The sequence below is a fragment of the Streptomyces sp. V3I8 genome (assembly GCF_030817535.1).
Lineage (GTDB): Bacteria > Actinomycetota > Actinomycetes > Streptomycetales > Streptomycetaceae > Streptomyces.
This window is the reverse complement of record NZ_JAUSZL010000002.1, coordinates 6696375-6722849: the sequence shown is the minus strand read 5'-3', so window position 1 is coordinate 6722849 and position 26475 is coordinate 6696375. Positions and strand designations below refer to the sequence as shown.

Annotated in this window: 24 protein-coding genes and 1 pseudogene; 9 read left to right on the top strand and 16 right to left on the bottom strand. The window is 71.9% G+C overall.

The window, feature by feature from the left end:
- The first annotated feature begins 50 nt into the window (after positions 1-50).
- The 3 genes from QFZ75_RS29680 to QFZ75_RS29670 all read left to right on the top strand — a co-directional run bounded on the left by QFZ75_RS29680 (position 51) and on the right by QFZ75_RS29670 (position 2857).
- Entirely contained in the window at positions 51-824 is a 774-nt protein-coding gene (locus tag QFZ75_RS29680) for an IclR family transcriptional regulator (protein WP_307541760.1), read from the top strand.
- A 1-nt stretch (position 825) separates the two neighbouring features.
- Positions 826-1296: a GNAT family N-acetyltransferase gene (locus QFZ75_RS29675; protein WP_307541758.1), complete on the top strand. Its 471-nt coding sequence runs from the start codon at positions 826-828 to the stop codon at positions 1294-1296.
- A gap of 112 nt (positions 1297-1408) precedes the next feature.
- Positions 1409-2857, top strand: a complete 1449-nt coding sequence (locus QFZ75_RS29670) for a penicillin-binding protein 2 (protein WP_307541756.1) — start codon at positions 1409-1411, stop codon at positions 2855-2857.
- A 143-nt stretch (positions 2858-3000) separates the two neighbouring features.
- Here QFZ75_RS29670 and QFZ75_RS29665 read toward each other — a convergent pair whose 3' ends face one another.
- Positions 3001-4452 (bottom strand): NCS2 family permease, encoded by a 1452-nt coding sequence (locus QFZ75_RS29665; protein ID WP_307541754.1) that lies wholly within the window; start codon positions 4450-4452, stop codon positions 3001-3003.
- 147 nt (positions 4453-4599) lie between these two features.
- Here QFZ75_RS29665 and QFZ75_RS29660 point away from each other — a divergent pair, with 147 nt between their 5' ends.
- From QFZ75_RS29660 to QFZ75_RS29650, 3 genes are all read left to right on the top strand, one after another.
- Complete coding sequence (locus QFZ75_RS29660; protein ID WP_307541752.1) at positions 4600-5166, top strand: SigE family RNA polymerase sigma factor; 567 nt, start codon at positions 4600-4602, stop codon at positions 5164-5166.
- Positions 5163-5948, top strand: coding sequence for a hypothetical protein (locus QFZ75_RS29655; protein ID WP_307541750.1), 786 nt, complete (start codon positions 5163-5165; stop codon positions 5946-5948). The genes QFZ75_RS29660 and QFZ75_RS29655 overlap by 4 nt, the downstream gene beginning before the upstream one ends.
- 119 nt (positions 5949-6067) lie before the next feature.
- On the top strand, positions 6068-6895 hold the full coding sequence (locus QFZ75_RS29650; protein ID WP_307541749.1) for a pectate lyase: 828 nt from the start codon (positions 6068-6070) through the stop codon (positions 6893-6895).
- A gap of 94 nt (positions 6896-6989) precedes the next feature.
- Here the strand turns inward: QFZ75_RS29650 and QFZ75_RS29645 are convergent, their stop codons facing one another.
- The 14 genes from QFZ75_RS29645 to QFZ75_RS29580 all read right to left on the bottom strand — a co-directional run bounded on the left by QFZ75_RS29645 (position 6990) and on the right by QFZ75_RS29580 (position 23683).
- On the bottom strand, positions 6990-8186 hold the full coding sequence (locus QFZ75_RS29645; RefSeq protein ID WP_307541747.1) for a dienelactone hydrolase family protein: 1197 nt from the start codon (positions 8184-8186) through the stop codon (positions 6990-6992).
- Positions 8170-9324 carry a pectinesterase family protein gene (locus tag QFZ75_RS29640; RefSeq protein WP_307541746.1) on the bottom strand — a complete coding sequence of 385 codons (1155 nt, stop codon included), beginning with the start codon at positions 9322-9324 and terminating at the stop codon, positions 8170-8172. Before QFZ75_RS29640 ends, QFZ75_RS29645 begins: the two co-directional genes overlap by 17 nt.
- A 2-nt stretch (positions 9325-9326) precedes the next feature.
- Entirely contained in the window at positions 9327-10655 is a 1329-nt protein-coding gene (locus QFZ75_RS29635) for a polysaccharide lyase family 1 protein (RefSeq protein WP_307541744.1), read from the bottom strand.
- Between the two features lie 148 nt (positions 10656-10803).
- Positions 10804-11604, bottom strand: coding sequence for a rhamnogalacturonan acetylesterase (locus QFZ75_RS29630; RefSeq protein ID WP_307541742.1), 801 nt, complete (start codon positions 11602-11604; stop codon positions 10804-10806).
- A gap of 169 nt (positions 11605-11773) precedes the next feature.
- Positions 11774-13144 carry a sugar ABC transporter substrate-binding protein gene (locus QFZ75_RS29625; protein WP_307541741.1) on the bottom strand — a complete coding sequence of 457 codons (1371 nt, stop codon included), beginning with the start codon at positions 13142-13144 and terminating at the stop codon, positions 11774-11776.
- Between the two features lie 283 nt (positions 13145-13427).
- Complete coding sequence (locus QFZ75_RS29620; protein WP_307541740.1) at positions 13428-15020, bottom strand: glycoside hydrolase 43 family protein; 1593 nt, start codon at positions 15018-15020, stop codon at positions 13428-13430.
- Positions 15017-15859, bottom strand: a complete 843-nt coding sequence (locus QFZ75_RS29615; RefSeq protein ID WP_373465962.1) for a PmoA family protein — start codon at positions 15857-15859, stop codon at positions 15017-15019. The genes QFZ75_RS29620 and QFZ75_RS29615 overlap by 4 nt, the downstream gene beginning before the upstream one ends.
- Positions 15859-17040, bottom strand: a complete 1182-nt coding sequence (locus QFZ75_RS29610) for a Gfo/Idh/MocA family protein (RefSeq protein ID WP_307541738.1) — start codon at positions 17038-17040, stop codon at positions 15859-15861. Before QFZ75_RS29610 ends, QFZ75_RS29615 begins: the two co-directional genes overlap by 1 nt.
- Positions 17037-17939, bottom strand: a complete 903-nt coding sequence (locus QFZ75_RS29605) for a carbohydrate ABC transporter permease (protein WP_307541736.1) — start codon at positions 17937-17939, stop codon at positions 17037-17039. Before QFZ75_RS29605 ends, QFZ75_RS29610 begins: the two co-directional genes overlap by 4 nt.
- Positions 17936-18874, bottom strand: coding sequence for a carbohydrate ABC transporter permease (locus QFZ75_RS29600; RefSeq protein ID WP_307541734.1), 939 nt, complete (start codon positions 18872-18874; stop codon positions 17936-17938). The genes QFZ75_RS29605 and QFZ75_RS29600 overlap by 4 nt, the downstream gene beginning before the upstream one ends.
- 177 nt (positions 18875-19051) lie before the next feature.
- Positions 19052-20818, bottom strand: coding sequence for an L-arabinonate dehydratase (gene araD / locus QFZ75_RS29595; protein ID WP_307541733.1), 1767 nt, complete (start codon positions 20816-20818; stop codon positions 19052-19054).
- On the bottom strand, positions 20815-21732 hold the full coding sequence (locus QFZ75_RS29590) for a dihydrodipicolinate synthase family protein (RefSeq protein WP_307541731.1): 918 nt from the start codon (positions 21730-21732) through the stop codon (positions 20815-20817). The genes araD and QFZ75_RS29590 overlap by 4 nt, the downstream gene beginning before the upstream one ends.
- Positions 21729-22385, bottom strand: a complete 657-nt coding sequence (locus tag QFZ75_RS29585; RefSeq protein WP_307541730.1) for a GntR family transcriptional regulator — start codon at positions 22383-22385, stop codon at positions 21729-21731. The genes QFZ75_RS29590 and QFZ75_RS29585 overlap by 4 nt, the downstream gene beginning before the upstream one ends.
- 182 nt (positions 22386-22567) lie before the next feature.
- A complete protein-coding gene (locus tag QFZ75_RS29580; RefSeq protein ID WP_307541728.1) occupies positions 22568-23683 on the bottom strand; it encodes an endonuclease/exonuclease/phosphatase family protein in 1116 nt (371 codons plus the stop codon).
- An 87-nt stretch (positions 23684-23770) separates the two neighbouring features.
- On the opposite strand from QFZ75_RS29580, the gene QFZ75_RS29575 reads away from it, so the two are divergent.
- Complete coding sequence (locus QFZ75_RS29575; RefSeq protein WP_307541726.1) at positions 23771-24466, top strand: response regulator transcription factor; 696 nt, start codon at positions 23771-23773, stop codon at positions 24464-24466.
- Positions 24459-25571 carry a HAMP domain-containing sensor histidine kinase gene (locus tag QFZ75_RS29570; RefSeq protein ID WP_307541724.1) on the top strand — a complete coding sequence of 371 codons (1113 nt, stop codon included), beginning with the start codon at positions 24459-24461 and terminating at the stop codon, positions 25569-25571. The genes QFZ75_RS29575 and QFZ75_RS29570 overlap by 8 nt, the downstream gene beginning before the upstream one ends.
- 4 nt (positions 25572-25575) lie before the next feature.
- Here QFZ75_RS29570 and QFZ75_RS29565 read toward each other — a convergent pair.
- A pseudogene (locus tag QFZ75_RS29565) lies at positions 25576-26196 on the bottom strand (TIGR03086 family metal-binding protein).
- On the opposite strand from QFZ75_RS29565, the gene QFZ75_RS29560 reads away from it, so the two are divergent.
- Positions 26159-26473: a zinc-binding dehydrogenase gene (locus QFZ75_RS29560; RefSeq protein WP_307541722.1), complete on the top strand. Its 315-nt coding sequence runs from the start codon at positions 26159-26161 to the stop codon at positions 26471-26473. The pseudogene QFZ75_RS29565 and the gene QFZ75_RS29560 overlap by 38 nt on opposite strands.
- Positions 26474-26475 lie beyond the last annotated feature (2 nt).

Here is a 26475-nt window from a genome sequence, read left to right as displayed (position 1 = left end):
GTGAATATGCTGTCGAGACTATTTCCCGGCGAACTAGGGGGTCAAGGCCGATGTCGGCAGGCGAGACGGGCGGCGGGGCGCAGGTCAAGTCCGCGGTACGGACAGTTGAATTGCTCGAGTACTTCGCCGGGCGCCCCGGGATGCACTCCCTGGCCGCCGTGCAGGAGGCCGTCGGGTACCCCAAGTCCAGCCTCTACATGCTACTGCGCACGCTCGTGGAGCTCGGCTGGGTCGAGACCGACGCCACGGGCACGCGCTACGGCATCGGCGTACGGGCGCTGCTCGTCGGTACGTCGTACATCGACGGCGACGAGGTCGTCGCCGCGGCCCGGCCGACGCTGGACCGGCTCTCCGACGACACCACGGAGACGATCCACCTCGCCCGTCTCGACGGCACGAACGTCGTCTACCTCGCGACCCGCCAGTCGCAGCACTACCTGCGTCCCTTCACGCGCGTGGGGCGCCGGCTGCCGGCCCACTCCACGTCCCTCGGCAAGGCGCTCCTGGCGACGCACACGGACGAGCAGGTACGCAAGCTGCTGCCCCAGACGCTGCCCGCGCTGACCGAGCACACGATCACCGACCGGGAGAAGCTCATCGAGGAGCTGCACCTCGTGCGGGAGCAGGGGTTCGCCGTGGACCGCGAGGAGAACACGCTGGGACTGCGCTGCTTCGGCGTGGCGATCCCCTACCGGACGCCCGCGCGGGACGCGATCAGCTGCTCGGTGCCGGTGGCGCGGCTGACGCCCGCGCACGAGCAGATGGTGAAGGACGCGCTGTTCGACGCGCGGGACCGGCTGACGCTCGCGACCCGGAGGCTCTGACGTGGAGACCGTGCTGCGTGAGGTCCACGACAGCGACCTGCCGGTCTTCTTCCGGCAGATGAACGATCCCGAGTCCGTGCGGATGGCCGCCTTCACGGCCGAGGACCCGGCCGACCGGGACGCGTTCGACGCCCACTGGAAGCGGGTGCGCGCCTCGTCCGCCGTGGTGCGCACGATCCTCGTGGACGGGGACGTCGTCGGCAGCGCGGCGGTGTACGGCTCGCCCGGTGAGCGGGAGGTCACCTACTGGGTCGACCGCACCCACTGGGGGCGCGGCGTCGCCACGGCGGCGTTGGGGGCACTGCTCGCCGCCGTGCCCGAGCGGCCGCTGTACGCGCGGGCGGCGGCGGACAACGCGGGGTCGCTGCGGGTCCTGGAGAAGTGCGGTTTCCGCGTGACCGCCCGGGCCCGGGGGTTCGCGCACGCGCGGGGCGCCGAGATCGACGAGCTCGTGCTGTCCCTGCCGGGCTGACCGCCGCGGCGCCGTCGACCGCCGCGGGTGCGCCGCGGGCTCCATGAACAGAACATGAGAAAAGCGGGGCGAAGGGAACGTTCGGCCGCTTCCCGCTCGTCTTCACGGCGGGATGAACAAAACGATCAGGCGCGCCTCCGTCTTCACCCTGCTGCTCGTGCTCGCCCTGCTGGTCAGGGCGACCTGGGTGCAGTTCTACGAGGGCCGGGCGCTCGCAGAGGACAAGGACAACCGGCGGAACGCGATCGAGCAGTACGCGTATCCCCTCGGGAACATCGTCGTGGGCGGGGACGCGGTCACCGGTTCCGCGCGGACGAAGGGCGGCGACCTCGCGTACAAGCGCACCTACACCGACGGCCGGCTGTACGCGGCCGTCACGGGCTTCAGTTCGCAGGTGTACGGGGCCACCCAGCTGGAGGGCATCTACCGGCAGCTCCTCGACGGCACCGACAGCCGGCTGAAGAACCCCCTCGACACAGTCACCGGCAAGCGCTCCGACCCCGGTGACGTGATCACCACCATCGACCCGGACGTGCAGAAGGCGGCCTACGAGGCGCTCGGCGACAAGAAGGGCGCGGCCGTCGCGATCGACCCGGGGACGGGCCGGATCCTGGGCGTCGTGTCCACCCCGTCGTACGACCCGTCGAAGATCAGCACGAGCGCCTCCGAGGTCTGGGACGGGCTGACCGAGGACCCCGACAAGCCGATGACGAACCGGGCGCTGCGCCAGCCGCTGCCGCCGGGTTCGACGTTCAAGCTGGTCGTCGCGGCGGCCGCGCTGGAGGACGGGCTGTATACGTCGGTGGACGCCAGGACGGACAGCGAGAACCCGTACACGCTGCCGGGCACGACGACGGTCCTGGCGAACGAGAGCGCGTCGGCGCCCTGCGCGGACGCCTCGATCCGGGTCGCGCTCCAGTACTCGTGCAACAACGTCTTCGCGAAGATGGCCGTCGACCTGGGGCAGGACAAGCTGAAGGCGATGGCCGAGAAGTTCGGCTTCAACGACGGGTCGCAGGACGTGCCCGTGCGGGCGTACACCAGCGTGTACCCGTCGGACATGGAGAAGTCGTCCACGGCGCTGACGGGTATCGGCCAGTTCGACGTGACCGCGACGCCGCTGCAGATGGCCATGGTGTCGGCAGCCATCGCCAACGGCGGGAAGCTGGTCTCGCCGCACATGGTGTCGCAGATCAGCGACGCGAACGGTGACGTGCTGGAGAACTACGACGACCGGGCGCGGAGCACGCAGATCGTCGATCCGTCCACGGCGGAGCAGCTGCAGTCGGCGATGCGGACGGTCGTCGAGGACGGCACGGGGACGAACGCGCGCATCGCCGGGGCGACGGTGGGGGGCAAGACCGGTACGGCGCAGCACGGCGAGAACAACAGCAAGACGCCGTACGCGTGGTTCACGTCCTACGCGAAGTCCGACTCCTCGGACAAGGAGGTCGCGGTGGCGGTGCTGGTGGAGCAGTCGGACGCGGCGCGCTCGGAGGTGAGCGGGAACGGGTTGGCCGCGCCGGTGGCTGCCGCCATGATGCGGGCGGCGCTCCGCTGACGGCCCGTGCGGGCCGCGGGCCCGTGCGGGCCGCCCTGAAAGACTGCGCAGTTCCCCGCGCCCCTTGAAGGCCGACGGCCGGCCGCGGGCCGGTGGGGGTCGGCCGCGCCGTTCCCCGCGCCCCCGACGGGGCGCCCCGGCCGTCACCGGACTCCCAGGAGTTGTTCCAGGGGGTCGATGGCGAAGTAGACCAGGAACAGGGCCGCCGTGCCCCACAGCAGCCAGTGGATCTCCTTCGCCCTGCCCAGTACCGCCTGGATGGTGACGTAGGCCAGGAAGCCGGCGCCGATGCCGTTCGTGATCGAGTACGTGAACGGCATCACCGCGATCGTCAGGAACGCCGGGAGGGCGACCTCGTACCGGTCCCAGTCGATGTTCTTGACCTGCGTCATCATCAGGAACCCGACCGCGACGAGCGCCGGTGCCGCCGCCTGCATCGGCACGATGGTCAGCAGCGGCGTGAGGAAGAGCGCGCAGGCGAACAGCCCGCCCGTGACCAGGTTCGCGAACCCGGTACGGGCCTCCTCCCCCACCCCCGCCGCCGACTCGATGTACGAGGTGGCCGACGACGCGGACGACGCCCCGCCGGCCACCGCCGCGGCTCCGTCGATGAGCAGGACGCGGCCGAGGTTCGGCACCCTGCCCTCCTCGTCCAGCAGCCCCGCCTCCGCGCTGACGCCGACGACGGTGCCCATGGTGTCGAAGAAGTCCGACAGGATCAGCGTGAAGACGAGCAGCACGACGGTGATCGCGCTCACCTGACCGAACGCGCCGAACAGGCTGAAGTCCCCGAGCAGCCCGAAGTCGGGCGACGCCACCACGTCGTCCGGCACCCGGGGCGTGGTCAGGCCCCAGCTCCCGACGTCGGCGAGCTCGTCGACGACGATCGCGACGGCCGTCATGGTGACGATGCCGATCAGGATCGCGCCCCTGACCTTGCGCGCGAGCAGCCCGATGGTCAGCAGCACCCCGAGACAGAACACCAGGACCGGCCAGCCGGACAGGGTGCCCGTGCCGCCCAGCTGCACCGGCACGGTGGTGCCGGCCGCGTCCGGGACGCGTGTCACGAACCCGGCGTCGACGAAGCCGATGAACGCGATGAACAGCCCGATGCCGACGCTGATCGCCTGCTTCAGCGGTTGCGGTATCGCGTGCATGACGGCCTCACGCAGCCCGGTCATCACCAGGACGCAGATCAGCAGGCCTTCGAGGACGACGAGGCCCATCGCGTCGTCCCAGCTCATCAGCGGGGCGATCTGGAAGGCGACGACGGCGTTGAGGCCGAGACCGGCGGCGAGCGCCAGCGGCAGGTTGCCGCCGATCCCCATGACGATCGTCATCACCGCGGCCACCAGGGCGGTGGCGGTGACCAGTTGCACGCTGTCGAGCCGCTCGCCGAACTTGTCCTCGGCGCCGCTGAGGACGATGGGGTTCAGGACAAGGATGTAGGCCATCGTGAAGAACGTGGCGAAGCCGCCCCGCACCTCCCGGCCGACGGTGGACCCCCGTGCCGAGATCCTGAAGAACCGGTCGACACCGTTCGCCGGGGGCCGTCCGGCGCCCGGCCGGTCTTCCACCTGCTGTGTTCGGGACATGGCGGACACTCCTCGTTGCCTGCGTGCCGGGTGGGCCGGATGCTGGCTGGATTGTTCCCGCGTTGAACCTGTTTCAGGTTTTCATCGTGTTACGGAATGGGGTTGGGCCCGCCGGGCCGCGCAGGAACGAACAGGGAGAGGCCGCCCGTGGGCACTGTCGTCGACGACGCCGCCTCCGTGGAGTTCCGCGACTTCTTCGAGCGGCACTACGTCGAACTGGCGCGCCTGGCCCGCCTGCTGACGGGTGAGCCGGACGCGGCCGACGACCTCGCGGCGGACGCCCTGCTCGCGCTGTGGCACCGCTGGGACCGGGTACGGGCGGCGGACCACCCGGTGGCGTACGCGCGCGGTGTGGTCGCCAACATGGCCCGCAGCCGGATCCGCAGCGCGGTGCGCGAACGCAGACGGATCACGCTGTTCTGGTCGCAGCGTGAGGACAGGACGGAGAACCCCGACGTCCCCGGCATGGTCGATGTCCAGGAGGCCCTGCGCAGGCTGCCGTTCCGCAAGCGGGCGTGCGTGGTCCTGCGCCACTCCTTCGACCTCTCGGAGAAGGACACCGCGCTCGCCCTCGGTGTCTCGGTGGGTACCGTGAAGAGCCAGACGTCGAAGGGCATGGCGGAGCTGCAGCGGCTGCTGGGGTCCCAGGAGGCGCCGCGGCGGGTGCACGCGGCGGCGCTGCGGGCCGGCGGGGCCGCGGGGAGGGGGCGATGAGGGACGTGCGCGACGACGAACTGCGCGCCGGACTGCGGGACTCGGCCGAGGCGTACGAGCCCGACCGCGCGCGCATCCTGGCCCGCGTCGAACGGGGCATGGCGGGCGGGGAGAGCGCGCCGCGCTCCACCACGCGCCCGTCCGCGCCCGGCTGGCTGCGGGTCGCCGGCGCCACGGCCGCGGTGGCGGGCGTGCTCGCGGTGGGCGCCTACACGGTCGCGTCGGCGGTGCGGGACGGGACGGACGAGCAGACGGTGGCGGTCACGCCCGGTCCGGACCGCACGCCGCGGACGCCGGCACCGGGGAAGGCCCCGCTCCCGCCAAACCGTACGAGCCCCTCCGCCTCCGCCTCCGCCCCTTCCGCCGGCACCGAGGACGGCCCGCTGTGGTCGGACGGCTCGGTCGACCCGCACAGCAACGACTTCTGGGCGCAGAGCGACGTGACGGTGAAGACCGGCAGGCGGCTCACCGCGCTGGAGGTCGTGCTGAAGGTCAGGCAGACCGGCGGGGTCACCTCGTCCGGTGCCTGGCGCTCCGCACCCGAGGAGGACTTCACGGCGACCGTCGCCGAGCGGGACGGCTTCCTCGTCTACACCTGGGTGCTGAAGCCGGGCCGTACGGTGTGGCCGGGCGAGTGGGTGTTCGCGGGCCAGTACGACCACGACCGCGGCGGCCGTGACGCCGGGGACGACCGGTACACGGTGGCCGCCCGGGCCGACGGCGAACAGCGGTCCGTGGCGGGCGGCTTCGCGCGCACCGGGTCCGCCGACGGCCGCTCGTAGCCCCGTCGGGCCGGCGGTGGCGGTGGCGGTGGCGGAAAAAACCGGTGCGCGGCAACCTCCGCCGTCCTGGTGGCGACCGGAAGACGCACTGTCTTCCCCTCACCGAAGGAAACCGGGACATGACCCCCAGGCCGGAACACCCCGCACGCCACCGCCGAAGGACCGACCGCCGACGTGCCGTCGTCTCGGGGGCGTCCGCCCTCGCCCTGACCGCGGCCGCGATGCTCACCAGCACGATGACGTCGACGGCGAGCGCCGCCACCACCTGGCCGACCGCCACCGGCAGCCAGGCCGTCCCGGCGACCATCGCCGTCTCCGGCACCCGGGACGGGGGCTACAAGCGCTACTACGGCAGCGGCGACCTCGCCGGTGACGGCCAGGAGGAGGGGCAGGACCCGATCTTCCAGCTCGCCGACGGTGCGACGCTGAAGAACGTCATCATCGGCAGCCCCGGCGCCGACGGCGTCCACTGCCAGGGCAGTTGCACGCTCCAGAACGTCTGGTGGGAGGACGTCGGCGAGGACGCCGCGACCTTCAAGGGCGGCAACTCCGCCGTCTACACCGTGTACGGCGGCGGCGCGAAGAAGGCCGCGGACAAGGTCTTCCAGCACAACGGCGGCGGCAAGCTCGTCGTGTCGAAGTTCGCGGTCCAGGACTTCAAGACCCTCTACCGCTCGTGCGGCAACTGCTCGACGCAGTACAAGCGCACCTCGATCTTCAACACCGTCGAGGTGACCACGCCCGGTTCGCGGCTGGTCGGCATCAACACCAACTACGGCGACACCGCCGCCCTGCGCAACATCACGATCATCGGGGACAGCAGCAAGAAGATCGTGCCGTGCCAGAAGTACACCGGCAACAACACCGGAGCCGAACCGACCACGAACGGATCAGGTCCGGACGGAACCTACTGCGACTACACGGCATCTGACATCACGTACCGGTGAGAGCCGCCTCGTCCGGCTCCACGGAGCTGCCGGCCTGAGCCCCCCTCGGCCGGACAGAGGAGCGCCCCCGCCGGTGACGACCGGCGGGGGCGCTTCACAGAACGGAGTCGAGCCAGCTGAACACCTCGTCCTGCTGCGGCACGGTGAACACGTGGCCCAGCCCGGGCCAGACCTCGGTGCGCAGCCGCTCCCCCGCGTGCCGGGAGCGCCAGACGGCGCGCAGTTTCCCGTACGCGACCCGGACGCCCTCCGCGGGGAACAGGGTGTCCTGGGCGCCGTGGAAGAAGAGCATGGGCCTGGGGGCGGCGATGCTCGCCACGTCGGGGAAGTCGAGGTGGCGGGCGAGCCCGGGATGCAGCATGCAGTAGGCGGACTGGCCGCGCAGGATGTTGTTGCCGGGCACCATGACCTCCTTCAGCCCGGTCATCCAGCACACGCTCGCCGCGGCCGCGACCTCGTCGCTGAGGGCGGCCGTCTGCCAGGCGCGGAAGGCCCCCATGGAGAAGCCGACGGCGGCGACCCGGCGCCGGTCCACCCGGTCGAGGCCCGCCAGGAAGCGGGCGGCGCGCACGTCCTCGCGGGCCATGAGCCCGGCGAGCGACGACCCCAGATTGAAGAAGTTGCTTGCCAGGGCCTGCTGCTGCTCGTAGGTGACCGGGCCGCGGTCGCCCCAGCCGAACGCGTCCAGGGCGAGGACCACGTATCCGCGCCGGGCCAGCTCGTCACCGACGAACCGTCCGCCGAAACACCGGTCCGCCCAGGCCTGCGCGGAGGCCAGGCGCGTGTCGTCGTTCCAGGGCCGGACCAGTTTCTCCTTGCCTATGTCGAATGTCGACCCGTGGTCGTGGAGCAGCAGGACGGCGGGGAACGGGCCGGTGCCGTGCGGGGTGAGCAGGAGGCCGCGGACCCGCTCGTACCGGGTGAGGGAGAGCGTCACCGACTCCCGCGTGTACCCGTCGGCCTCGGCCCGCTCGCCCTCGTCGAACGAGGGGTCGTACGGGGTGCTGTCCCGCTCGGTGAACAGGTGCTCCTCGACCTTCGAGCGGGCCGTCCGCCGCCAGGTCCGGAAGTCCCGGACCGGGGAGGTGCCCCAGGCGAGCGGGAAGCGCAGCTCGTCCTTGAGGAGGGGGTGGAAGTCGGGGAGGCTGCCCTCCACAACGCCCGCGGCCTGTGCCGCGTGCGCCGTGGACGCGTCCGCTCCCGCCCCCGCCGCGCCGAACAGCGCCGCCGCCCCCGCGCCCGTCACGAAACCCCGCCGGCCCAGCGGTGACCGCTCAGTCCCCCTGCTCATGCGGCCTCCAGTCGCCGAGATACGTCCTGCGGGTGTGCGAGGCGGCCTCGGCACGTGTGAGCTGGGGCCGGTTCGCGGCGACGGTGATCTCGGCGCCCGGCCCGCTGTTGCGGTACTCGGCGAACCGCTGGTCCTGCCACGGGTGGGCGGCCGACATGGTGGCGTACGGCTCCACCGCGTCGATCCCGGGGCCCAGGCGGGTCCCGCGTACGGTCAGCATGGGCCGCGCGGTGGGGTCGGAGCTGGGCACCCAGGGCCGGGCCAGCTTGTAGAAGGCGTCCGGCGCTCCGCTCGTCACCCGGCTGCCCGTCACCAGGTAGCCGTGCGGAGCGGCGGCCGCGGTCGAGGGCGCGAAGACGAAGCCGTACGGGGCCGTGGTGAGGTCCGTCCGGTCCAGGGTGCGGAAGTGGCAGTGCTCGAACACGGCGGTGGCCCGCCCGAACACGAAGTCCACGTCCCCTTCGACGTAACAGTGCGTGAAGTACTGCCGGGCGAGGACGCCGAGGGCCGTGGTGTCGGCGTACAGCGTGTCCTGGTGGCCCAGGAACCGGCAGTGGTGGAACGCCGACCGGTCGCCCTGCACCTTGATCGCGACGGCCTGCGTCCCGGTGGTCCCGGGGTGGTCGGCACGCAGCCAGTCGTTGGCGAAGGTGATGTGCCGGGCGGTGAACCCGTCGGCCTGCACGGTGGTGGTGGCCGAGCCGCTCGTGCCGTAGGTGCCGCCGCCGGGCCTGGGGGTGCCGTTGGCGTTGTCGTACACGACGACGACGTCACGCGCGTCCTCGGAGGCGCCGAGCCAGGTCATCCCCGTACGGTCGGCACCGACGGCGACCGTCTCGCGGTACGTTCCCGGCGCGACGACCAGGGTGTGTCCGCCCTGCCCGTCCTGTCCGCCCGCACCCGCGGCGGTCACCGCGGCCTGCAGCGTGGTGTGGTCGCCGAGGCCGCCGGGGTGGACGTACAGGGTCCGTCCGTGGAGCCGGACCGAGGGCGAACCGTACCGTCCGAAGGGGGAACGCCCGCGTGCGTGGGCGTTCCCGCCGGCGCCGAGCGCGAGCGCGGCCCCGACGCCCGCGAGCACGAAGGACCGTCTGCCGTTGCCGTTGCCGTTGCCGCCGGTCGCTGTCGGCGAGGCCATGGTCAGCGGACCTTTCCGGCGCCCGCGCGGCCGTCGACGATGCCCGGCACGGCACGCGGCGGGTCGACCTTCGTGCGCAGGGTGGGTGTCCACCCGGCACCCGACCGGAGGGTCTCCGCGGGGATCTCCGCGTTGTGGACGGCGATGAGGTCGGTCTTCCTGCCGTTGACGTAGTTGTTCTCGGCCGTGAGCGGTGCCTCGCTCCACTTCTTCAGGGTCTTGGCGGCGCTGACGCCGGCCGGCAGCGAGAACGCGTTGTCCGAGGCGTACAGCTGCGAGGAGGCGCCGACGCCGAAGGTGTAGCCGTACGCCTGCTCCTCGGTCACCACGAAGTGGTTGTTGTACGAGTCGACCTGCCCGAAGCGGACTCGCGGCGCGCGCTCGACGACGCCCTCGAACCTGTTGTGGTGGAGGGTGACCTTGAGCTTGCCGGTGTCGGTCGCTCCGGCGCTGTCGCTGTTGCCGATCAGCATGGTCTTGTCGTGGTCCTCGACCGAGTTCCAGGACACCGTCACATGGTCGGCGCCGCGCACGATGTCGAGCAGGCCGTCGTGCTGCTGGTAGGTCCGGCCGAAGTACGTGGGCAGGGTGCCGTCCGGGTAGCGGCCGTCGGTCAGGGTGTTGTGGTCGACCCACACATGGGTGGAGCCGTACACCACGACCGCGTCGTACTCGGAGTTCCAGGCACCGGTGTCGGTGTCGGTCGGGTCCCACTGCGGGAAGCAGTCCAGCGGCGCCTCGATGGTGAGGTTGCGCAGGATGACGTTGTCGACGCCCTTGATCTGCAGGCTGCCGCCTCTGATCCCGGCGCCCTTGCCGACGCCGACGATGGTGGTGTCGGCCGGGACGTTCACCTTGATGGCCGCGTCCTGGGCGGCGGCGGAGGCGGCACGCAGCCCTTCGGGACTGTCGGCGGGCTCCCCGGACAGATCGGTGTCCAGGCCCCAGTTCTCGGGCGAGTACTTCTCCAGGTAGGCGTCGAAGTCGTAGCCGGGAGCCTGGAAGGACGCACACCCCTCGGCGACCGGATCGATGACACCCCTGATCTTGATGATCTTCGGTGCGTCCCCGCCGGCCTGCAACGCGGCCTTGAACCCGGCCCAGGTGGTGACGGTGTGGACCTGCGCGGCGGTGGCGGCGGCCCCGCCCGTGGTTCCGGCCCCTTCGGACCCCCACCCGTCCCCGGCGGGAAGGGTCTCGCGCCCGAGGTCACGGGCGTGGGGCCGGGCAGGGCTGTGGGCGTGGGCGAGGGTCCCGGTGAGACCGAGCACGAGAGCGGTGCATCCGACGAGGGATGCCCTGGCGTGAGCATGCCATATACGAGTACGCATGATGCGGGATTCCTTTCAGTCTTCCGACTTCCGGCTTCTGTCTTCCGGCTTCTGTCTTCCGGTTTCTGAGTTGCGTCTTCCGACTTCTGACTTCTGAGCACGGGGAACGGGTAACGGGTGGTCCGCCGGGCCCGCGGCCCCGGCGGTACTACGGTTCGGGCCAGCTGATCCAGGACTCGGGGATCACCTCGTCCAGCCGCCGGACGTCCCGGGCCCCGAGCACCCTGCGCCGCACCGACTCCCGCGCCACCATCCGGGCCACGGCGACGGCCCCCGGCGGATTGAAGTGCGTGTTGTCCTGTTCGACGTCGGTCCAGTTGAAGAACTTCTTCGTCTCCTCGACCCCCAGCTCCTGCCACAACGCGATGGACAGGGCCTGGACGTCGAGGAGAGCCACCCCCTCCTCCGCGGCGAGGGCCTTCATGGCCGCCGGATACTCGCCGTGCGTCGGCACGGCGTTCCCGTCGGCGTCGAACTTCCGCCGCTCCACGGACGTGGCCAGCACCGGCCGGACCCCCCGCGCCCGCGCCCCGTCGACGTACTGCCGGAGATAGTCCTGGTAGGTCGTCCACGGCTCGGTGTAGCGCGTGGGGTCGGCGGCCTTGGAGTCGTTGTGCCCGAACTGGACCAGCAGGAGGTCGCCGGGCCGGACGGCGGCGAGCACGGCGTCGAGCCGCCCTTCGTCGACGAAGCTCTTCGAACTCCGGCCGTTCACGGCGTGGTTGGCGACGGTGAGCCGCTCGCGCAGGAAGAACGGGAGGGCCATGCCCCACCCGGTCTCGGGCGCGGCGTCGGCGTACTTCTGGGCGGCGGTGGAATCGCCGGCGATGAAGAGCGTGCGCCCGTGGGGCCGCGCCGAGGCGGCGGCGACGGCGGGTCCCGTCCCCGCCACGGCGAGCGGAACGCCGGCGAGCGCCGCGGTGGTGACCTGTCTACGGGTGAGGCTCATACCGATGTGCCTTTCGCCTTCAGGGGACACGGGAAACCGCGCAGTCCTTCAGGGGCGCGGGGAACTGCGCGACCAGCCACAACGGACCCGCAGCTCCCCACGACCTCCTGACCTCCGGGCCGACCGACCCGTACAGGTAACAGACCCGCACAGGCCCGTACAGACCCGACTAACCCTTCTGCTCGTTCCACTCCGCCTGCGCCTCGTTGAGCTGATCGGCAAGCGTGCCCAGGAACTCCTTCTCGCTCAACGACCCGTTCAGCACCTTCTGGAACGCCGGCTCGTTGTCCGTCTTGGAGATGGTGTTCCAGTCGGGCAGGTAGTACGGCAGCTGCACGATCGTGGTGGACCCGTCGCTCAGCGCCTCGGCGGCCAGCTCGGTCGGCTCGGCCTTCGAGACCCACGCCGCCTTCGCGGCATCGGTGTTGGCCGGCACCTGCCCCGCGGACTCGTTGAACTTGGAGTTCTGCGCCTCCGCCGTGGCGAACTCGATGAACTTCCAGGCGGCGTCCTTGTTCTTGGAGGTCTTGAAGATGCCGAGCCCGTCGACGGGATTGGACACCTGGACCCGCTTGCCGCCGGGCCCGATCGGCTGCGGGATGCCGCGGAACTTGTCGGCGCCCAGCGCCTTCACATGGTCCTGGTAGGAGCCCAGGTTGTGGTTGAGCATGCCGATCGTGCCGGAGTCCCACTGCGCGACCATCTTGGTGAAGTCGTTGTTGAGGTCGGCGGCCGGCGTGACCTTCTTGAAGAGGCCCGTGTACTTCTCCAGGGCCGCCACGTTCTTCGGGTCGTCGACCGTGGTCTTCTCGTTGCCGGCGTCCCAGAAGGACGTGATGCCGGACTGCCCGTACATCGCGTCCAGTGCCTGGGCGATGGACCCGGCGCCCCCGCGGATGGTGTAGCCGAAGGCGTTCTCGTCCTTGTCGGTGAGCTTGTCGGCGGCCTCGTAGAACGCGTCCCAGGTGGTCGGCGCCTCCAGACCGGCCGACTTGAACAGGTCGGTGCGGTAGTACAGGACGCCGTTGTTGGCGGAGGTCGGCACCGAGTACAGCGTGCTGTCGTCGGCGCCGCCGCCGCCCGCCGCCTTCAGCGACTTGACCATGTCCTCGTTGAGCTTGCCGTTCAGCGAGGACTTGCCGAGGCGGTCGTCCAGCGGCTCCAGCGCGTTCTGCGCGGCGAAGCCCGCGAGCATCGCCGCGCCGACACCGCCGACGTCCGGCAGACCCTTGGCCTGGATGGAGGTGTCGACCTTCGACTGGTACTCGGTGGCGGCGATCGGGACGTACTTGACGTCGATGTCCGGGTTCGCCTTCTCGAAGTCGGCGATGATCTCCTTCCAGATGTCGGTGCGGACACCGCCGTTGTTGTCCCAGAAGGTGATCTCGCCCTTGCCGCTGCCTTCGGCGCCCTTGTCGCCCGACGAACCGTTGCCGTCGTCGCCGCACGCGGTGGCCGTCAGCGCGAGCACGGCGCTCACGGCGACGGCGGTGACGGAGCGGCGCGCTCCTCTGCTGCTCCTGCGGATGCTGCTCTTCATGATCGGCTCTCTTCTTCTGGATCCAACGAGGGTTGTGCCGGTGCGCGGTGGTGCCGGTGCGCGGTGGTGCCGGTGCGCGGTGGTGCGGTGGTGGAGGTCAGGAACGGCGACCGGTGCCCGTACCGGTGCCGGTGCCGAGCCGCTTCCGGAACCCCGGGAACACGGGCACCGGCACGGCGACGGCCGCCGTCGGGGCCCGCCCGCCCCGTCTCGGCAAGCGCTTGCTACGGAAGTGCGTCATTGCGGCTCCCCACAGGCTCACTACGGTGATGACGTCGTGCGGTCAGGCAGGTGGCGCGGCGGTGCGGCCGGTCCCGCCGACAGCGCGGCGGCCGGTGATCCGGAACTGCGTGAACGTGGCCGATCCGGCGTGTCCCGCGCCGGCCGGCGCGACCCCGAAGAGGCCGAGCAGGGCACCGACCCAGCGCCAGGGAGTGGCGGCGAAGACCTGCCCGGAGGGCTCCCAGCCGCTGCCGGTGCCCAGGTCGCAGGAGAACCGGCAGCGCGCCCCCGCGCCGGCCTCGATCCGCAGCCGGACCCGTCCCTGGGGGGCCATCCGCGGATGGGCGGCGTCCCGCTCCCGGTCCGCGACCGACTCGGCGAACCGGTGCACGAGGTGGACCGTCCCGTCGGCCCCCCGTTCGAGCCCGATCCAGCCGAACGCGTCGCCGAGGACGGCGAGTCCGGCCCGCGCGCCCGGCTGGTCGGCGTCGAGCCGCAGCCCGACCTCGACGGTGCAGTGCCTGCCGGGCAGCCGCTGGGTGAGCACGCCCGGCAGCCTGCGCAGGTCATGCGCGTCCGCCGACCGTACACAGGTCAGCCGCAGCCCGTCGCCGGAGTGCTGGGTCGCCCAGCCGTCCTGCCGGTTGGCGGTCCACGACCACTGCCGCCCGTACCGCCCGCCGGGGAAGTCGTCGTCGGTGGCGGGCGCGGAGAGCGGCTGCCGCGGCAGGTCGGGCTTGCGGTGCACGGCGACGGGGGTGCCCCGGTCGCCGATGACCGGCCAGCCGTCGGTGCCCCAGCGCATCGGCTGGAGGTGGACGACCCTTCCGTACGCGCCCTTGTGCTGGAAGTGCGCGAACCAGTGCTCGCCGGACGGGGTGCTCACCCAACCGCCCTGGTGGGGCCCGTTGACGTCGGTGTCGCCCTGCTCCAGGACGACCCTCTCCTCGTACGGCCCGAAGAAGCCGCGCGAGCGGAAGGCGCCCTGCCAGCCGGTCTCGACCCCGCCCGCCGGGGCGAAGATCCAGAACCAGCCGTCGTGCCGGTACAGCTTCGGCCCCTCCAGCGTGAACCAGCCGGGGATGCGGTCGCCGTCCACGATCACCTTGCCCTCGTCGAGCAGGCCGGTGGCGTCGGGCCGCATCCGGTGGCCGGTGAGCCGGTTCTTGATGCCGGAGCGGGACTTGGCCCAGCCGTGCACGAGGTAGGCCTCGCCGCTCTCCTCGTCCCACAGCGGGCAGGCGTCGATGAGCCCCTTGCCGGCCTTGAGGAGGTGCGGGGCGGTCCAGGGGCCGCGTATCCCGGGGGCGTTGATCTGGTAGACGCCGTGGTCGGGGTCGCCCCAGAAGATCCAGAACCGGTCGTCGTGGTACCGCAGCGCCGGCGCCCAGACGCCGCAGTCGTGCCGCGGCGTGGCGAACTCGTCCGCCGGCTCCAGGCGGTGCAGGGCGTGGCCGACGAGGGTCCAGTTGACCAGGTCGCGGGAGTGCAGCAGCGGCAGGCCCGGGGCCCGGCCGAAGCTGGAGGCGGTCAGGTAGTAGTCGTCGCCGACGCGCAGCAGGTCGGGGTCCGACCAGTCGGCGTCCAGGACCGGGTTGCGGTACGTGCCGTCGCCGAGGTCGGCGGTGAAGGCGGGGATGCCCTGGCCGCTCACGGGCTCACCGCCTTGCGGACGAGGGCCGCCGCCTCGCTCGGGTCGAGCCGGCCGTCGGCGACGACGGTGACGACCCGGCGTACGACGGTCTCCCCGGCCGGGACCGGCAGCCGCTCCTCGTGGGCGAGGGACGAGCCGACGCCCGGGTACTCGGTGGTGCGCACGAACCACGGGTCGCGGCGGGTGCGGTCCGTGGCACCGGCGAACACCAGCGTCCAGCCGGCGCCCGCGAGCGCCACCCAGCCGGCCCGCGATCCGTGCACCGCGTCCTCGCCCTCGCCGCCCGCGGTGAACACGGCGGGCGGCTCGGCCTCCTTGCGGGCCCGCCAGAAGAACCCGCCGTAGGCCGCGCCGGGCCGGCCGTTGGTGGCCGGGCTGCCGATCGACAGGGGCCCGGAGGTCGTGTTGGTGAGCGAGAAGGTGAAGTCCAGCGCCCAGGCGGCGTCGGTCAGTTCGGTCGCCGCGACCGTACGCCGCTCACGCAGCAGCTCGGTTCCGTCGGCGACCCAGCGCAGCTCCTCCACGAAGCCGTCCGGGTCGGACAGCTGGAACGCGAAGTGCCGCTGGGCGCCGTGGTTGTCCAGCTCGGTGGGGCCCCGGTCGCGTACGAAGGTGCGGCCGCCCCAGAAGTTGTACCCCTCGACGTCGGGAACGGCGACACCGACGCCGAGGTGATGGAGGTGGTCGGCGGGGCTGAGCTCCGTGACGGCCGTGCCGGCCAGGGTGGTGACGGGGTGCAGGTACGGACGCGGCGACAGGGCCGGCGCGAGCTCGGGCCGGGCGGTGTACCGGCCGACCGGACGGCCCGCGACGCGCAGGACCAGCGACTCGGTGCTCATCAGGTGCTCACCTCTTTCTGGGGCCGCGGGACCGCCCAGGAGGCGCCCAGCTCGGAGTAGAGGGCGAGGGTGTCGGCGGCGGCCGCGACGAGTCCGTCGACCCCGGCCACGACCCGACGGTTCTCGTCGGCGTCGAGGTACCAGGCGTCCCGGGGCAGCGCGACCGGGTCCGGCGCCTGCCGGATCGCTTCGACGACCTTCATGAAGGCGCCCGTCCCGTCGGGGGTGACCAGCAGCGCGGCCCGGCCTTCGAGATGCTCGGCCAGGTTCTCCAGCAGATCGGTCCTGCCGTACGTGAGTTCCTGCGGACCGTGCCCCGAGCGCTGGACGAGGACGCGGTCCTGCTTGTACCAGAAGGTGATGCGCCCGTCGGCGCCGTGCACGAGGACGTACGGCTCGTCGGGGCGTTCGGCGCACAGGGTCGCGGCGACGGTGATCCGGTTGCCGCCCGTGGTGGTGACGCGGACGCAGGAGGTGTCGTCGGACTCGATGTCGTTGGCGCGCAGCAACTCGGTCTCGATGCCGGCGACGTCCTCGGCGCGGGTGGCGCCGTCGAGTGCGAGGGCGGTGGCCACGGCGTGGGCGAGGGGGTTCGTCAGTACGCCGTCGACGACGTCGGCCCCGTTCATCCGGCGCCGTCCCGCCCAGGGCGCGCGGCGGTAGTACTCCTCTGCGCGGCCCCAGGCCCCGGCCCCGCCGATGCCCTGCACGCGGCCGATGGTGCCCTTCGCGATCAGCTCCCGGATCGCGGGCACGGCGTGCGATCCCATCGACTGGAAGCCGATCTGGCACACCACCCCGGCCGCCGCGACCCCGTCGGCCATCCGGCGGAACTCGGCGTACGACGGGGCCGGCGGCTTCTCGAGGAGCAGGTGCACGCCCCTGGCGGCGGCCGTCAGCGCCAGGTCGGTGTGGGTGGGGATGGGCGTGCAGATCACGGCCACCGCGGCGCCGGTGGAGTCCAGCAGGGACCCGAAGTCGGCTGACTGCTGCGGAAGTTCACCGGCACCGGCGGTGAAGAAGCCGTCCAGTTCCTCCGGGGTGAGCGGGGTCAGCTCGCAGATCCCCGCGAGCCGCACCACGCCCTTGTCCTGGAGGCGGCGGATGTTCTGCAGATGCCAGCGGCCGTGCCCGCGGGCGCCCGCCAGGACGACGGGAAGAGGTCCCCCGTGGTCGCTCATCCCTTCACCGCCCCGGCGCTGAAGCCCGTGATGAGCCACTTCTGGATGAAGGCGAAGACGATCACGACGGGCACGGCCGCGACGATGCCGCCGGCGGCGAGTGCGCCGAGGTCGACGCTGTCGGCGCTCATCAGGCTGTTGAGGCCAACGGGGATCGTCTGCTTCTCCTGGTTGCTGAGGAACATCAGGGCGAACAGGAAGTGGTTCCAGGAGTGCACGAAGGCGAAGGAGCCGACCGCGATCAGTCCGGGCCGCAGCAGCGGCAGGACGACGACCCGGAAGCCGGTGAAGCGGTTGCAGCCGTCGACCCAGGCGGCCTCCTCCAGGGAGTACGGCACGTTCCGGATGAAGCCGCTGAGCAGGATCATCGACAGCGGCAGCTGGAAGACGGTCTCGGCGATGATGACGCTGCCCAGCGAGTTGATCATCTGCAGTTCGGCGAAGATCTGGAACAGCGGCACCAGGAGCAGCGCGCCCGGCACGAACTGCGAGCAGAGCAGCGCCAGCATGAAGACGCGCTTGACCTTGAAGTCGAAGCGGGCCAGGGCGTAGCCGCCGGCCAGTGCGACGACCGTGGTCATGACCAGCGTGGCGAGTCCGACGTAGAGGCTGTTCTCGAAGTACGTGCCGAAGCTGCGGTCGTTCCAGACCTTGTCGAAGTGCTCGAAGGTCATCGGCCAGGGCACGAGCGAGGTGGAGCCGGTCGGCCTGAGGGCGAAGAGCAGGATCCAGTAGAAGGGGACGAGCGTGAAGAGGAGGTAGATGCCGAGCGGGAGGTAGATCTGCCAGCGCGGGGCCTCGTCCCAGGCGCGCCGGCCCCTGCGCGGGCGCTGCGGCGGTTCGTCGGCCACCGGCGCGGGCACGGCCGGGGCGATGGTGTCGATGTCCTTGGTGATCACTTGTCCCCACCCACTCCGAACTTGCTCAGCCGCAGGTAGACCATCGAACAGAAGAGGAGGATCACGAACGCGACGGTGGTCAGGGCCGAGGCGTAGCCGAAGTTGTGCGCGTCGACGCTGGTGTTGGCGATGTAGAGCGGGAGTGTGGTCGTCTCCCCCGCGGGTCCGCCGCCGGTGAGCGTGTAGAGCAGGTCGACGTTGTTGAACTCCCACACCGCGCGCAGCAGCGTGGAGAGGATGATCGCGTCCTTGAGGTGCGGCAGCGTGATGTGCACGAACTGCCGCAGGCGGCTCGCGCCGTCGACCTCGGCGGCCTCGTACAGGTCCTTCGAGACGGACTGGAGGTCGGCGAGGATGAGGATCGCGAAGAAGGGGACGCCGCGCCACAGGTCCGCGACCACCACCGCCGGGAAGACCGTCGAGGTGTCGGAGAGCCAGCTGGTGCCGTACTCCCCGATGCCCAGGTCCGCGAGGTAACGGGTGATGCCCGTCTGGGAGTTGTAGAGCAGCACCCAGATCGCGGAGGTGAGCACGCCGGAGACGGCCCAGGGCGAGAAGACCATGGCGCGGCCGAGCGAGCGGCCCACGAAGGTCTGGTTGACGATCAGGGCGAGCGCCAGGCCGAACATCAGCTGGAGTCCGACCTCGACGACGACCCACTTGCCGCTGAAGACCAGGGTGTCCCAGAACTGCGGGTCCTCGGTGAAGGCGTGCGTGAAGTTGTCCAGGCCCGCGAAGCCGTTGCGCCACGGTTTGGTGGGGTTGTAGTCCTGCAGGCTGTAGTAGAAGACGCTGAGCACCGGGTAGGCGATGAAGCCCAGCATCAGCAGTCCCGCCGGGGCGATCAGCAGATACGGGAGCCTGCGGGGCGTCGCCGAGCCACGGCGCCGCCTCGGTGGCGCGGGCTGCTTCGCCACGGCTGCGGCTTGTGCCATGACTGTTCTCCGTTCTCGGGTGTGCGGGTCGAGCCGGTGGTACGGGCGCGCGATCTTGATGGCAAGCGCTTTCACGTACGGTGTGCCGGGTCCCTGCCGCGAGGTGCGCGGCTGCGGGGTGGTGCGGGTGCTCCGAAAAGCGGTACGGGCGGTGCGAGGCCGTGCGGGCGGTGCGGGTCAGCCCGCGTACGGGTCCGGCACCTTGCCCGGCCGGGCCAGGAAGGCGAAGTCGCAGCCGCTGTCGGCCTGGGTGATCTGTTCGTTGTAGAGCGCGCCGTAGCCGCGCTCGTAGCGCTCGGGCGGCGCGGTCCACCGCGCCCGGCGCCGCGCCAGTTCGTCGTCGTCCACGTTGAGCCGCAGGGTCCGCGCCTCGACGTCGAGCGTGATGGTGTCGCCGGTGCGGACCAGGGCGAGCGGGCCGCCGATGTACGACTCGGGTGCCACGTGCAGCACGCACGCGCCGTAACTCGTGCCGCTCATCCGGGCGTCGGAGATCCGCACCATGTCCCGTACCCCCTGCTTGAGCAGGTGGTCGGGGATCGGCAGCATCCCGTACTCGGGCATGCCCGGGCCGCCCTTGGGGCCCGCGTTGCGCAGCACCAGCACGGTGTCGGCGGTGATGCCCAGCTCCGGGTCGTTGATGGTCGCCTGCATGGTCCGGTAGTCGTCGAAGACGACCGCGGGGCCGGTGTGCTGGAGCAGGTGCGGCTCGGCGGCGATGTGCTTGATGACCGCGCCGTCGGGGCAGAGGTTGCCGCGCAGGACGGCGACGCCCCCCTCGTCGGCGACGGGGTTGTCACGGGTGCGGATGACGTCGTCGTCGTGCACCCGCGCGCCGGCGAGCTGCTCGCGCAGGGTGTCGTGGGAGACGGTCGGCCGGTCCAGGTGCAGCAGGTCGGTGATCCGCGACAGGAACCCGGGCAGACCGCCGGCGAAGTGGAAGTCCTCCATGAGGTACCTGCGGCCGCCGGGCCGTACGTTCGCCAGGACCGGCACCGTACGGGCGATGCGGTCGAAGTCGTCGAGGGTGAGCCGGGCGCCGGCGCGTCCCGCCATGGCGATGAGGTGGATCACGGCGTTGGTGGAGCCGCCGAGCCCGAGGACGGTCGTCACGGCGTCCTCGAAGGCCTCCTGGGTGAGGATGTCGGACAACCTGCGGTCCCTGCGGACCAGTTCGACGATCCTGAGCCCCGAGGCCGCCGCCATCCGGTCGTGCCCGGAGTCGACGGCGGGGATGCTGGACGCGCCGGGCACGGTGACGCCGAGCGCCTCGGCGGCCGCGGTGAGCGTGGACGCCGTCCCCATGGTCATGCAGTGCCCGGGGGAACGCGCGAGCCCGCTCTCCAGTTCGGTCATCTCGCAGTCGCCGATGAGGCCGGCGCGCTTGTCGTCCCAGTACTTCCACATGTCGGTGCCGGAGCCCAGCACCTGGTCGCGCCAGTGGCCGGGCAGCATGGGGCCGGCCGGCACGAACACGGTCGGCAGGTCGACGGACGCGGCGCCCATGAGCAGCGCGGGCGTGGACTTGTCGCAGCCGCCCATCAGGACGGCCCCGTCCACGGGGTAGGACCGCAGCAGCTCCTCGGTCTCCATCGCGAGCATGTTGCGGTAGAGCATCGGGGTGGGCTTCTGGAAGGTCTCGCTCAGCGTCGACACCGGGAACTCCAGCGGGAAGCCGCCGGCCTGCCACACGCCCCGCTTGACCGCCTGGGCACGGTCGCGCAGGTGGACGTGGCAGGGGTTGATGTCGGACCAGGTGTTGAGGATGGCGATGACCGGCTTGCCGAGGTGCTCCTCGGGGAGGTAGCCGAGCTGGCGGGTGCGGGCGCGGTGGCTGAAGGAGCGCAACCCCTCGGTTCCGTACCACTGGTGGCTGCGCAACTGCCTCGGCGCGTCCGGGGCGTCGTTCCCGCCGGCGGCTCCGGTGGTGTGCCCGCCGGTCATACGGACCACCCCGCTGCGATGGCGGCGATCTCGGCGCGTTCGGACTCGGGGAGCTGACGGCTCGGCGGGCGGACGTCGCGGCGGCACAGGCCCAGCGAGGCCAGGGCCTCCTTCACCACCGTCACGTTGTTGGCGGAGTTGTTGGCCCCGCGCAGTTCCTCGAAGCGGCGGATCTGCTCCCAGACCTTCATGGCGCCCGCGTAGTCGCCGGAGCGCAGCGCCTCGATCATGTTCAGCGAGACGGCCGGGGCCACGTTCACCAGGCCGGAGGTGAAGCCGGTCGCGCCCGCCGAGAAGTAGGAGGGCGCGTACGGCTCCGCGAGGCCGGCCACCCACACGAAGCGCTCCAGCCCGGCGTCCCGGGCGAACGCGGCGAAGCGGGAGGCGTCCGGCACCGCGTACTTCACGCCGATGACGTTCGGGCAGGCGTCGGCCAGTTCGGCGAGCCGGGCGCCGGCGAGCACCGCGTTGCGGATGTAGGGGACGACGCCCAGTTCGGGCACGGCCTCCGCGATCGCCCGGTGGTAGTCGACCCAGCCGTCCTCGGAGACGTACGGGTGCACGGGCTGGTGGACCATCACCATCTGCGCGCCGAGGTCGCGGGCGTGGCGGGCGGAGGCGACGGCGGTCGGCAGGTCGTGCCCGACCCCGGCCAGCACGGTGGCCCGGCCCCGCGCCTCGTCGACGGTCAGCTCCGTGACCAGGCGCCGCTCCTCGGGGCCGAGGGCGTAGAACTCGCCGGTGTTGCCGTTCGGCGTGACGATGCGTACGCCGGCGTCGAGGGCCCGGCGCAGCAGGAGGCGGTGGACGTCCTGGTCGATGGAGCCGTCCGCCGCGAAGGGGGTCACGGGGATCGCCACCACGTCGGCGAGGGCGGCCCGCTGGGCCTCGAACGTGGTCGTGGTCGCGGTCATTCCTGCTCACCCTTTCCCTGGGCCTCGGGGAAGGCCCGTTGCACGAACGAGGCGATGTGCGAGTGCAGGGCGCGCGCCGCGCCGTCCGAGTCACCGCCGAGGGCGAGCCGCAGGATCTCCCGGTGCTCGGTGGCCTCGCGCTCCCAGGACGGGTCGGCCGCCCAGGCGACCGCGGAGACCAGGGCGGCCTGGTCCCGGACCTCGTCGAGCATCCGGCCGAGCAGCGGGTTGCCGCAGCGGACGTACAGGGAGCGGTGGAACTCGCGGTTGGCGAGGGAGCGTTGTGCGGTGTCGGTGGCGTTGTCGGCGCGTTCGAGCGCCTCGCGCGCCGTGTCGAGGGAGGCGCCTCGCCGCACCGAGCGCCGCAGCGCCTCCGGTTCGAGCAGCAGCCGTACGTCGTACACCTCGCGCGCCATGTCCGCGTCCACCATGCGCACCGTGACGCCCTTGTACTGGTTCATCACGACGAGTCCGGTGCCGGCCAGGGTCTTGAGCGCCTCGCGCACCGGGGTCTTGGACACCCCGAACTGTGCGGCGAGCTCGGTCTCGACCAAGGCCTGTCCCGGGGTGAGCTGTCCGGTGAGGATGCGGTGTTTGATCCCGTCCTGCACGAACTGCGTGCGGGAGGGGATCGGCGTGGGCACAGAGGTCATGCGCGCCTCTCGGTGGTACGGGGACCCCGGGGAACGGGATCTCGCGTATCTGATCTCGCGTATCGCGTCTCATATATGACGTACGAAGTACGACGCGACGAAGCTAGAAGCACCCCTGTGTTTCGTCAATGCTTCCGACAAAAGAAGTTGCCGCCGGCGGCCGGCGGCCGTGTGTCCGGTGCCTACCAGCTGATGCCGGCGGCCACCGGCAGGTGGTCGCTGCCGGTGGCCGGCAGCACCCGCGAGCTCTCCGCCCGCACGCCGCGGACCAGGACGTGGTCGATCCGTGCCACCGGGAACCCCGCCGGCCAGGTGAAGCCGAAGCCGTCCCCGGCCGTCTCCTGGGCGGAACGCAGCCGTGCGGTGATGCCGTCGAACGCGCGGTCGTCCATGGTGCCGTTCAGGTCGCCGAGGAGCACCACCCGCCCGTTCCGCTCGGCGGCGACGGCCTCGCCGAGCGCCCGCGCGTTCCTGTCCCGCGTGTCCGTCCAGAAGCCCGCCCTGGGGTTCACCCGGGCGGATCCCAGGTGGGCCACGTACACCGCCAGCGGCCCGTGGTCCGTGGCCACCGTGGTGCGCAGCGCCCGGTTGTCGGCCGTCGTGACGCCGGCCGCCCCGGTGTCCGCCAGGGGCCCGACGTCCGTCGCGATGTCGACCGGCCGGGTGTCCGACAGCGGCAGCCTGCTCCACACCCCGACCGTGCCCAGCACCACGTGGTGCGGATAGGCCCCGGCGAGCCCTTCCTCGTACGCGCCCCGGGCCTCGGGGGTCAGCTCCTCCAGCGCCAGCACGTCCGCGCCCAGGGCGGCCAGGTCGCGGGCGGTGCCGGCCGGGTCGGGGTTGCCGGCGCCGACGTTGTGGGTGGCCACGGTGAGGTCGCCGTCCCCGTCGGACCGGTCGGTGAGCAGCCCGCCGAAGAGGTTCAGCCACACCGTGACGGGCAGCAGCAGCGCGGCCACCGCGCAGGCCGAGCGGCGCCACAGGGCCCCGGCCAGCAGCACCGGGATGAACAGGCCGAACCAGGGCAGGAAGGTCTCCACCAGGCTGCCGAGGTTCCCGGCCCGGTTCGGGATCGACGCGTGCAGCAGCATGACCAGGCCGAGCAGCAGCGCCGACGCCGCGAGCACCGGACCGCGCTTCCAGGGCTTCGGCCGGGGCCGGCCGCGGAGCGCCCGGCGGACGCGCGCACGCCGGTCACCGGAGCCGGCGTCCCGGACGGCCCCGTACGCGGAGGCCGGGGTGGAGGCCGGGGTGGAGGATGTCGCGGAGGACGAGGAGGGCGAGGACTTCGACGTCATGCCGTCAGTCAAGGCGGCCCCGTGTCGCCGCGGCGTCTGCGGTTTTCGATACGCCGCCGATACGCGCGGGCTCGTAGCCTCGCGTACATGCGTGTGCTGATCGTCGAGGACGAACCGTTCATGGCGCAGGCCGTCCGCGACGGCCTGCGCCTGGCGGCGATCGCGGCGGACACCGCGGGTGACGGCGAGACCGCGCTGGAACTGCTGAGCGTCAACACCTACGACATCGCCGTCCTCGACCGCGACGTCCCCGGACCGTCCGGCGACGAGATCGCCAGGAGCATCGTCGCCTCCGGCAGCGGCATGCCGATCCTCATGCTGACCGCCGCCGACCGTCTCGACGACAAGGCCACCGGGTTCGCACTCGGCGCCGACGACTACCTCACGAAACCGTTCGAACTGCGGGAGCTCGTGCTCAGGCTCAGAGCGCTCGACCGCAGGCGCGCCCACAGCAGGCCACCCGTGCGGGAGATCGCGGGTCTGCGTCTTGACCCGTTCCGCCGCGAGGTCTACCGCGACGGCCGCTACGTCGCGCTGACCAGGAAGCAGTTCGCCGTGCTCGAAGTCCTCGTCGCCGCCGAGGGCGGTGTCGTCAGCGCCGAGGAGCTGCTGGAACGCGCGTGGGACGAGAACGCCGACCCGTTCACCAACGCCGTGCGCATCACCGTCTCGGCGCTGCGCAAACGGCTCGGCGAACCCGGGATCGTCACCACCGTGCCCGGCGCCGGCTACCGCATCGGCACACCGCCGGAGGCCCCGCACCGGAGGGACGGACATGGATAGCGGAACAGGCCCGGACAGGGCGCCGGGACTGAGCGTGCGCGCCAGGCTCACCCTCAGCTACGCCGGATTCCTCATGCTCGCCGGCGTCCTGCTGCTGGCGGCGGTGTGGCTGTTCCTCCTGCGGTACGTCCCCGACCGGGCGATGCTCATCAACCCCGACGACAACAGCACGAACGGGGTCTTCCCCGTCCGGTCCGGCCTCCTGCGGGTCTTCGCCCCGAGGGCGGCCGCGGTGCTGGTGTTCCTGCTGGCGTTCGGCCTCGTCGGCGGGTGGATCCTCGCCGGCCGGATGCTCGCCCCGCTGACCCGCATCGCCGACGCCACCCGGCTGGCCTCGACCGGAGCACTCGCCCACCGCATCCGACTCCCGGGCCGCCGGGACGAGTTCCGCGACCTCGCCGACACCTTCGACACGATGCTGGCACGGCTGGAGGCGCATGTGGCCGGACAGCGGAGGTTCGCCGCCAACGCCTCGCACGAGCTGCGCACCCCGCTGGCGGTCTCGAAGACCCTCCTCGAGGTGGCCCGCGCCGACCCGGGCCACGACACCGGCGAAATCATCGACCGCCTGCACGCCGTCAACACCCGGGCGATCGACCTCACCGAGGCCCTGCTCCTGCTCAGCCGCGCCGAGCAGCGGTCCTTCACCCTGGAACCCGTCGACCTGTCCCTCCTGGCGGAGGAGGCCACCGAGACGCTCCTGCCCCTGGCGGAGAGGCACGGCGTGCGTGTCGGGACCAGCGGCGACATCGCGCTCACGACGGGATCGCGCGCGCTCCTCCTGCAGCTGACCACGAACCTCGTGCAGAACGCGATCGTCCACAATCTGCCCGGACGGGGCGTCGTGCGGGTGGACACCGGCGTCCGCCCCGGCGGTGCGGTGCTCACCGTCGAGAACACCGGCGGGAGCATCTCCCCGCAGCTCGCCGCCACCCTCACCGAACCGTTCCGGCGCGGCGCCGAACGCGTGCGCGCCGGCCACCCGGGCGTCGGCCTCGGCCTGGCGATCGTCGAGACCATCACCCACGCGCACGACGGAACGCTCACCCTCACCCCGCGCCCCGCCGGCGGGCTTCGCGTCACCGTGGAACTGCCCGGGTCCTGAGTCCTCAGCGGCCTCCGGTGGTGGGCCCCCACCCCGGGTCGCGCCTGCTCGGACCGATCACCCGGTCCAGCAGGGGCGCGCCTTCCGGTACGGGTACCACCGGGCCGAAGATGCTGCCGCGCGACGGGTCGCCGACGGACGCGGCCGGCATCCGGTACGCCGCCTCCAGGGCCGCCGCGTCGGGGACGTACCCCTGTCCCGTCGCCACGGCCAGGTCCCAGCCGTGCACGACGAGTTCGTCGGCGGCGACGACGCCCGCGACCGCGACCGCCCTCGCCCCGCGCGGGTCTCCCCCGTCCACGCGGCCGGGTCGCGCCAGGCCTCGGCCAACTCGTCCAGCAGCTTCGGCAGTTCGGTACGCCAGCCCGGTGTCAGGTCCGGCAGGCCGGACGTGGGCGCGGTGTCCGTGGTGGCTCCGAGGTCCTTGCGCCCGGCGTCCCGGAAGGCCGCCGAGAGACCGGTCAGGTGCCCGATCAGATGGCGTACCGCGTACTGCGGACACGGCGTCGCGGCCGCCGGCCGGTCCTCGCGCACCGCGTCCGCGACGCGCGCCACGACCAGGGCCTGCGGGCCCTAGGTCGAGGGTCGTGCCCGTCCTGCGCCGCGCCCTCGCCCCGCGCGGCACCCTGGTGATCGTCGGCGGCGAGGGCGGAACCGCCCTGTTCGGCGGCCTGACCCGCGGCCTGCGGGCCGTCCTGCTCTCCCCGTTCACCGGCCGGCACCTGCGCAACCTCGTCGCCGTCACCCGCCGCGAGGACCTCCTGACCCTCAAGGACCTCGCCGAGAAGGGCACGCTCACCGCCCCCGTGGACCGCACCTGTCCGCTGGCCCGGGTGCCGGAGGCCGTCCGCCACCTGGAGAAGGGCCACCCCCGCGGCAAACTCGTCGTCACGGTGCCCTAGAG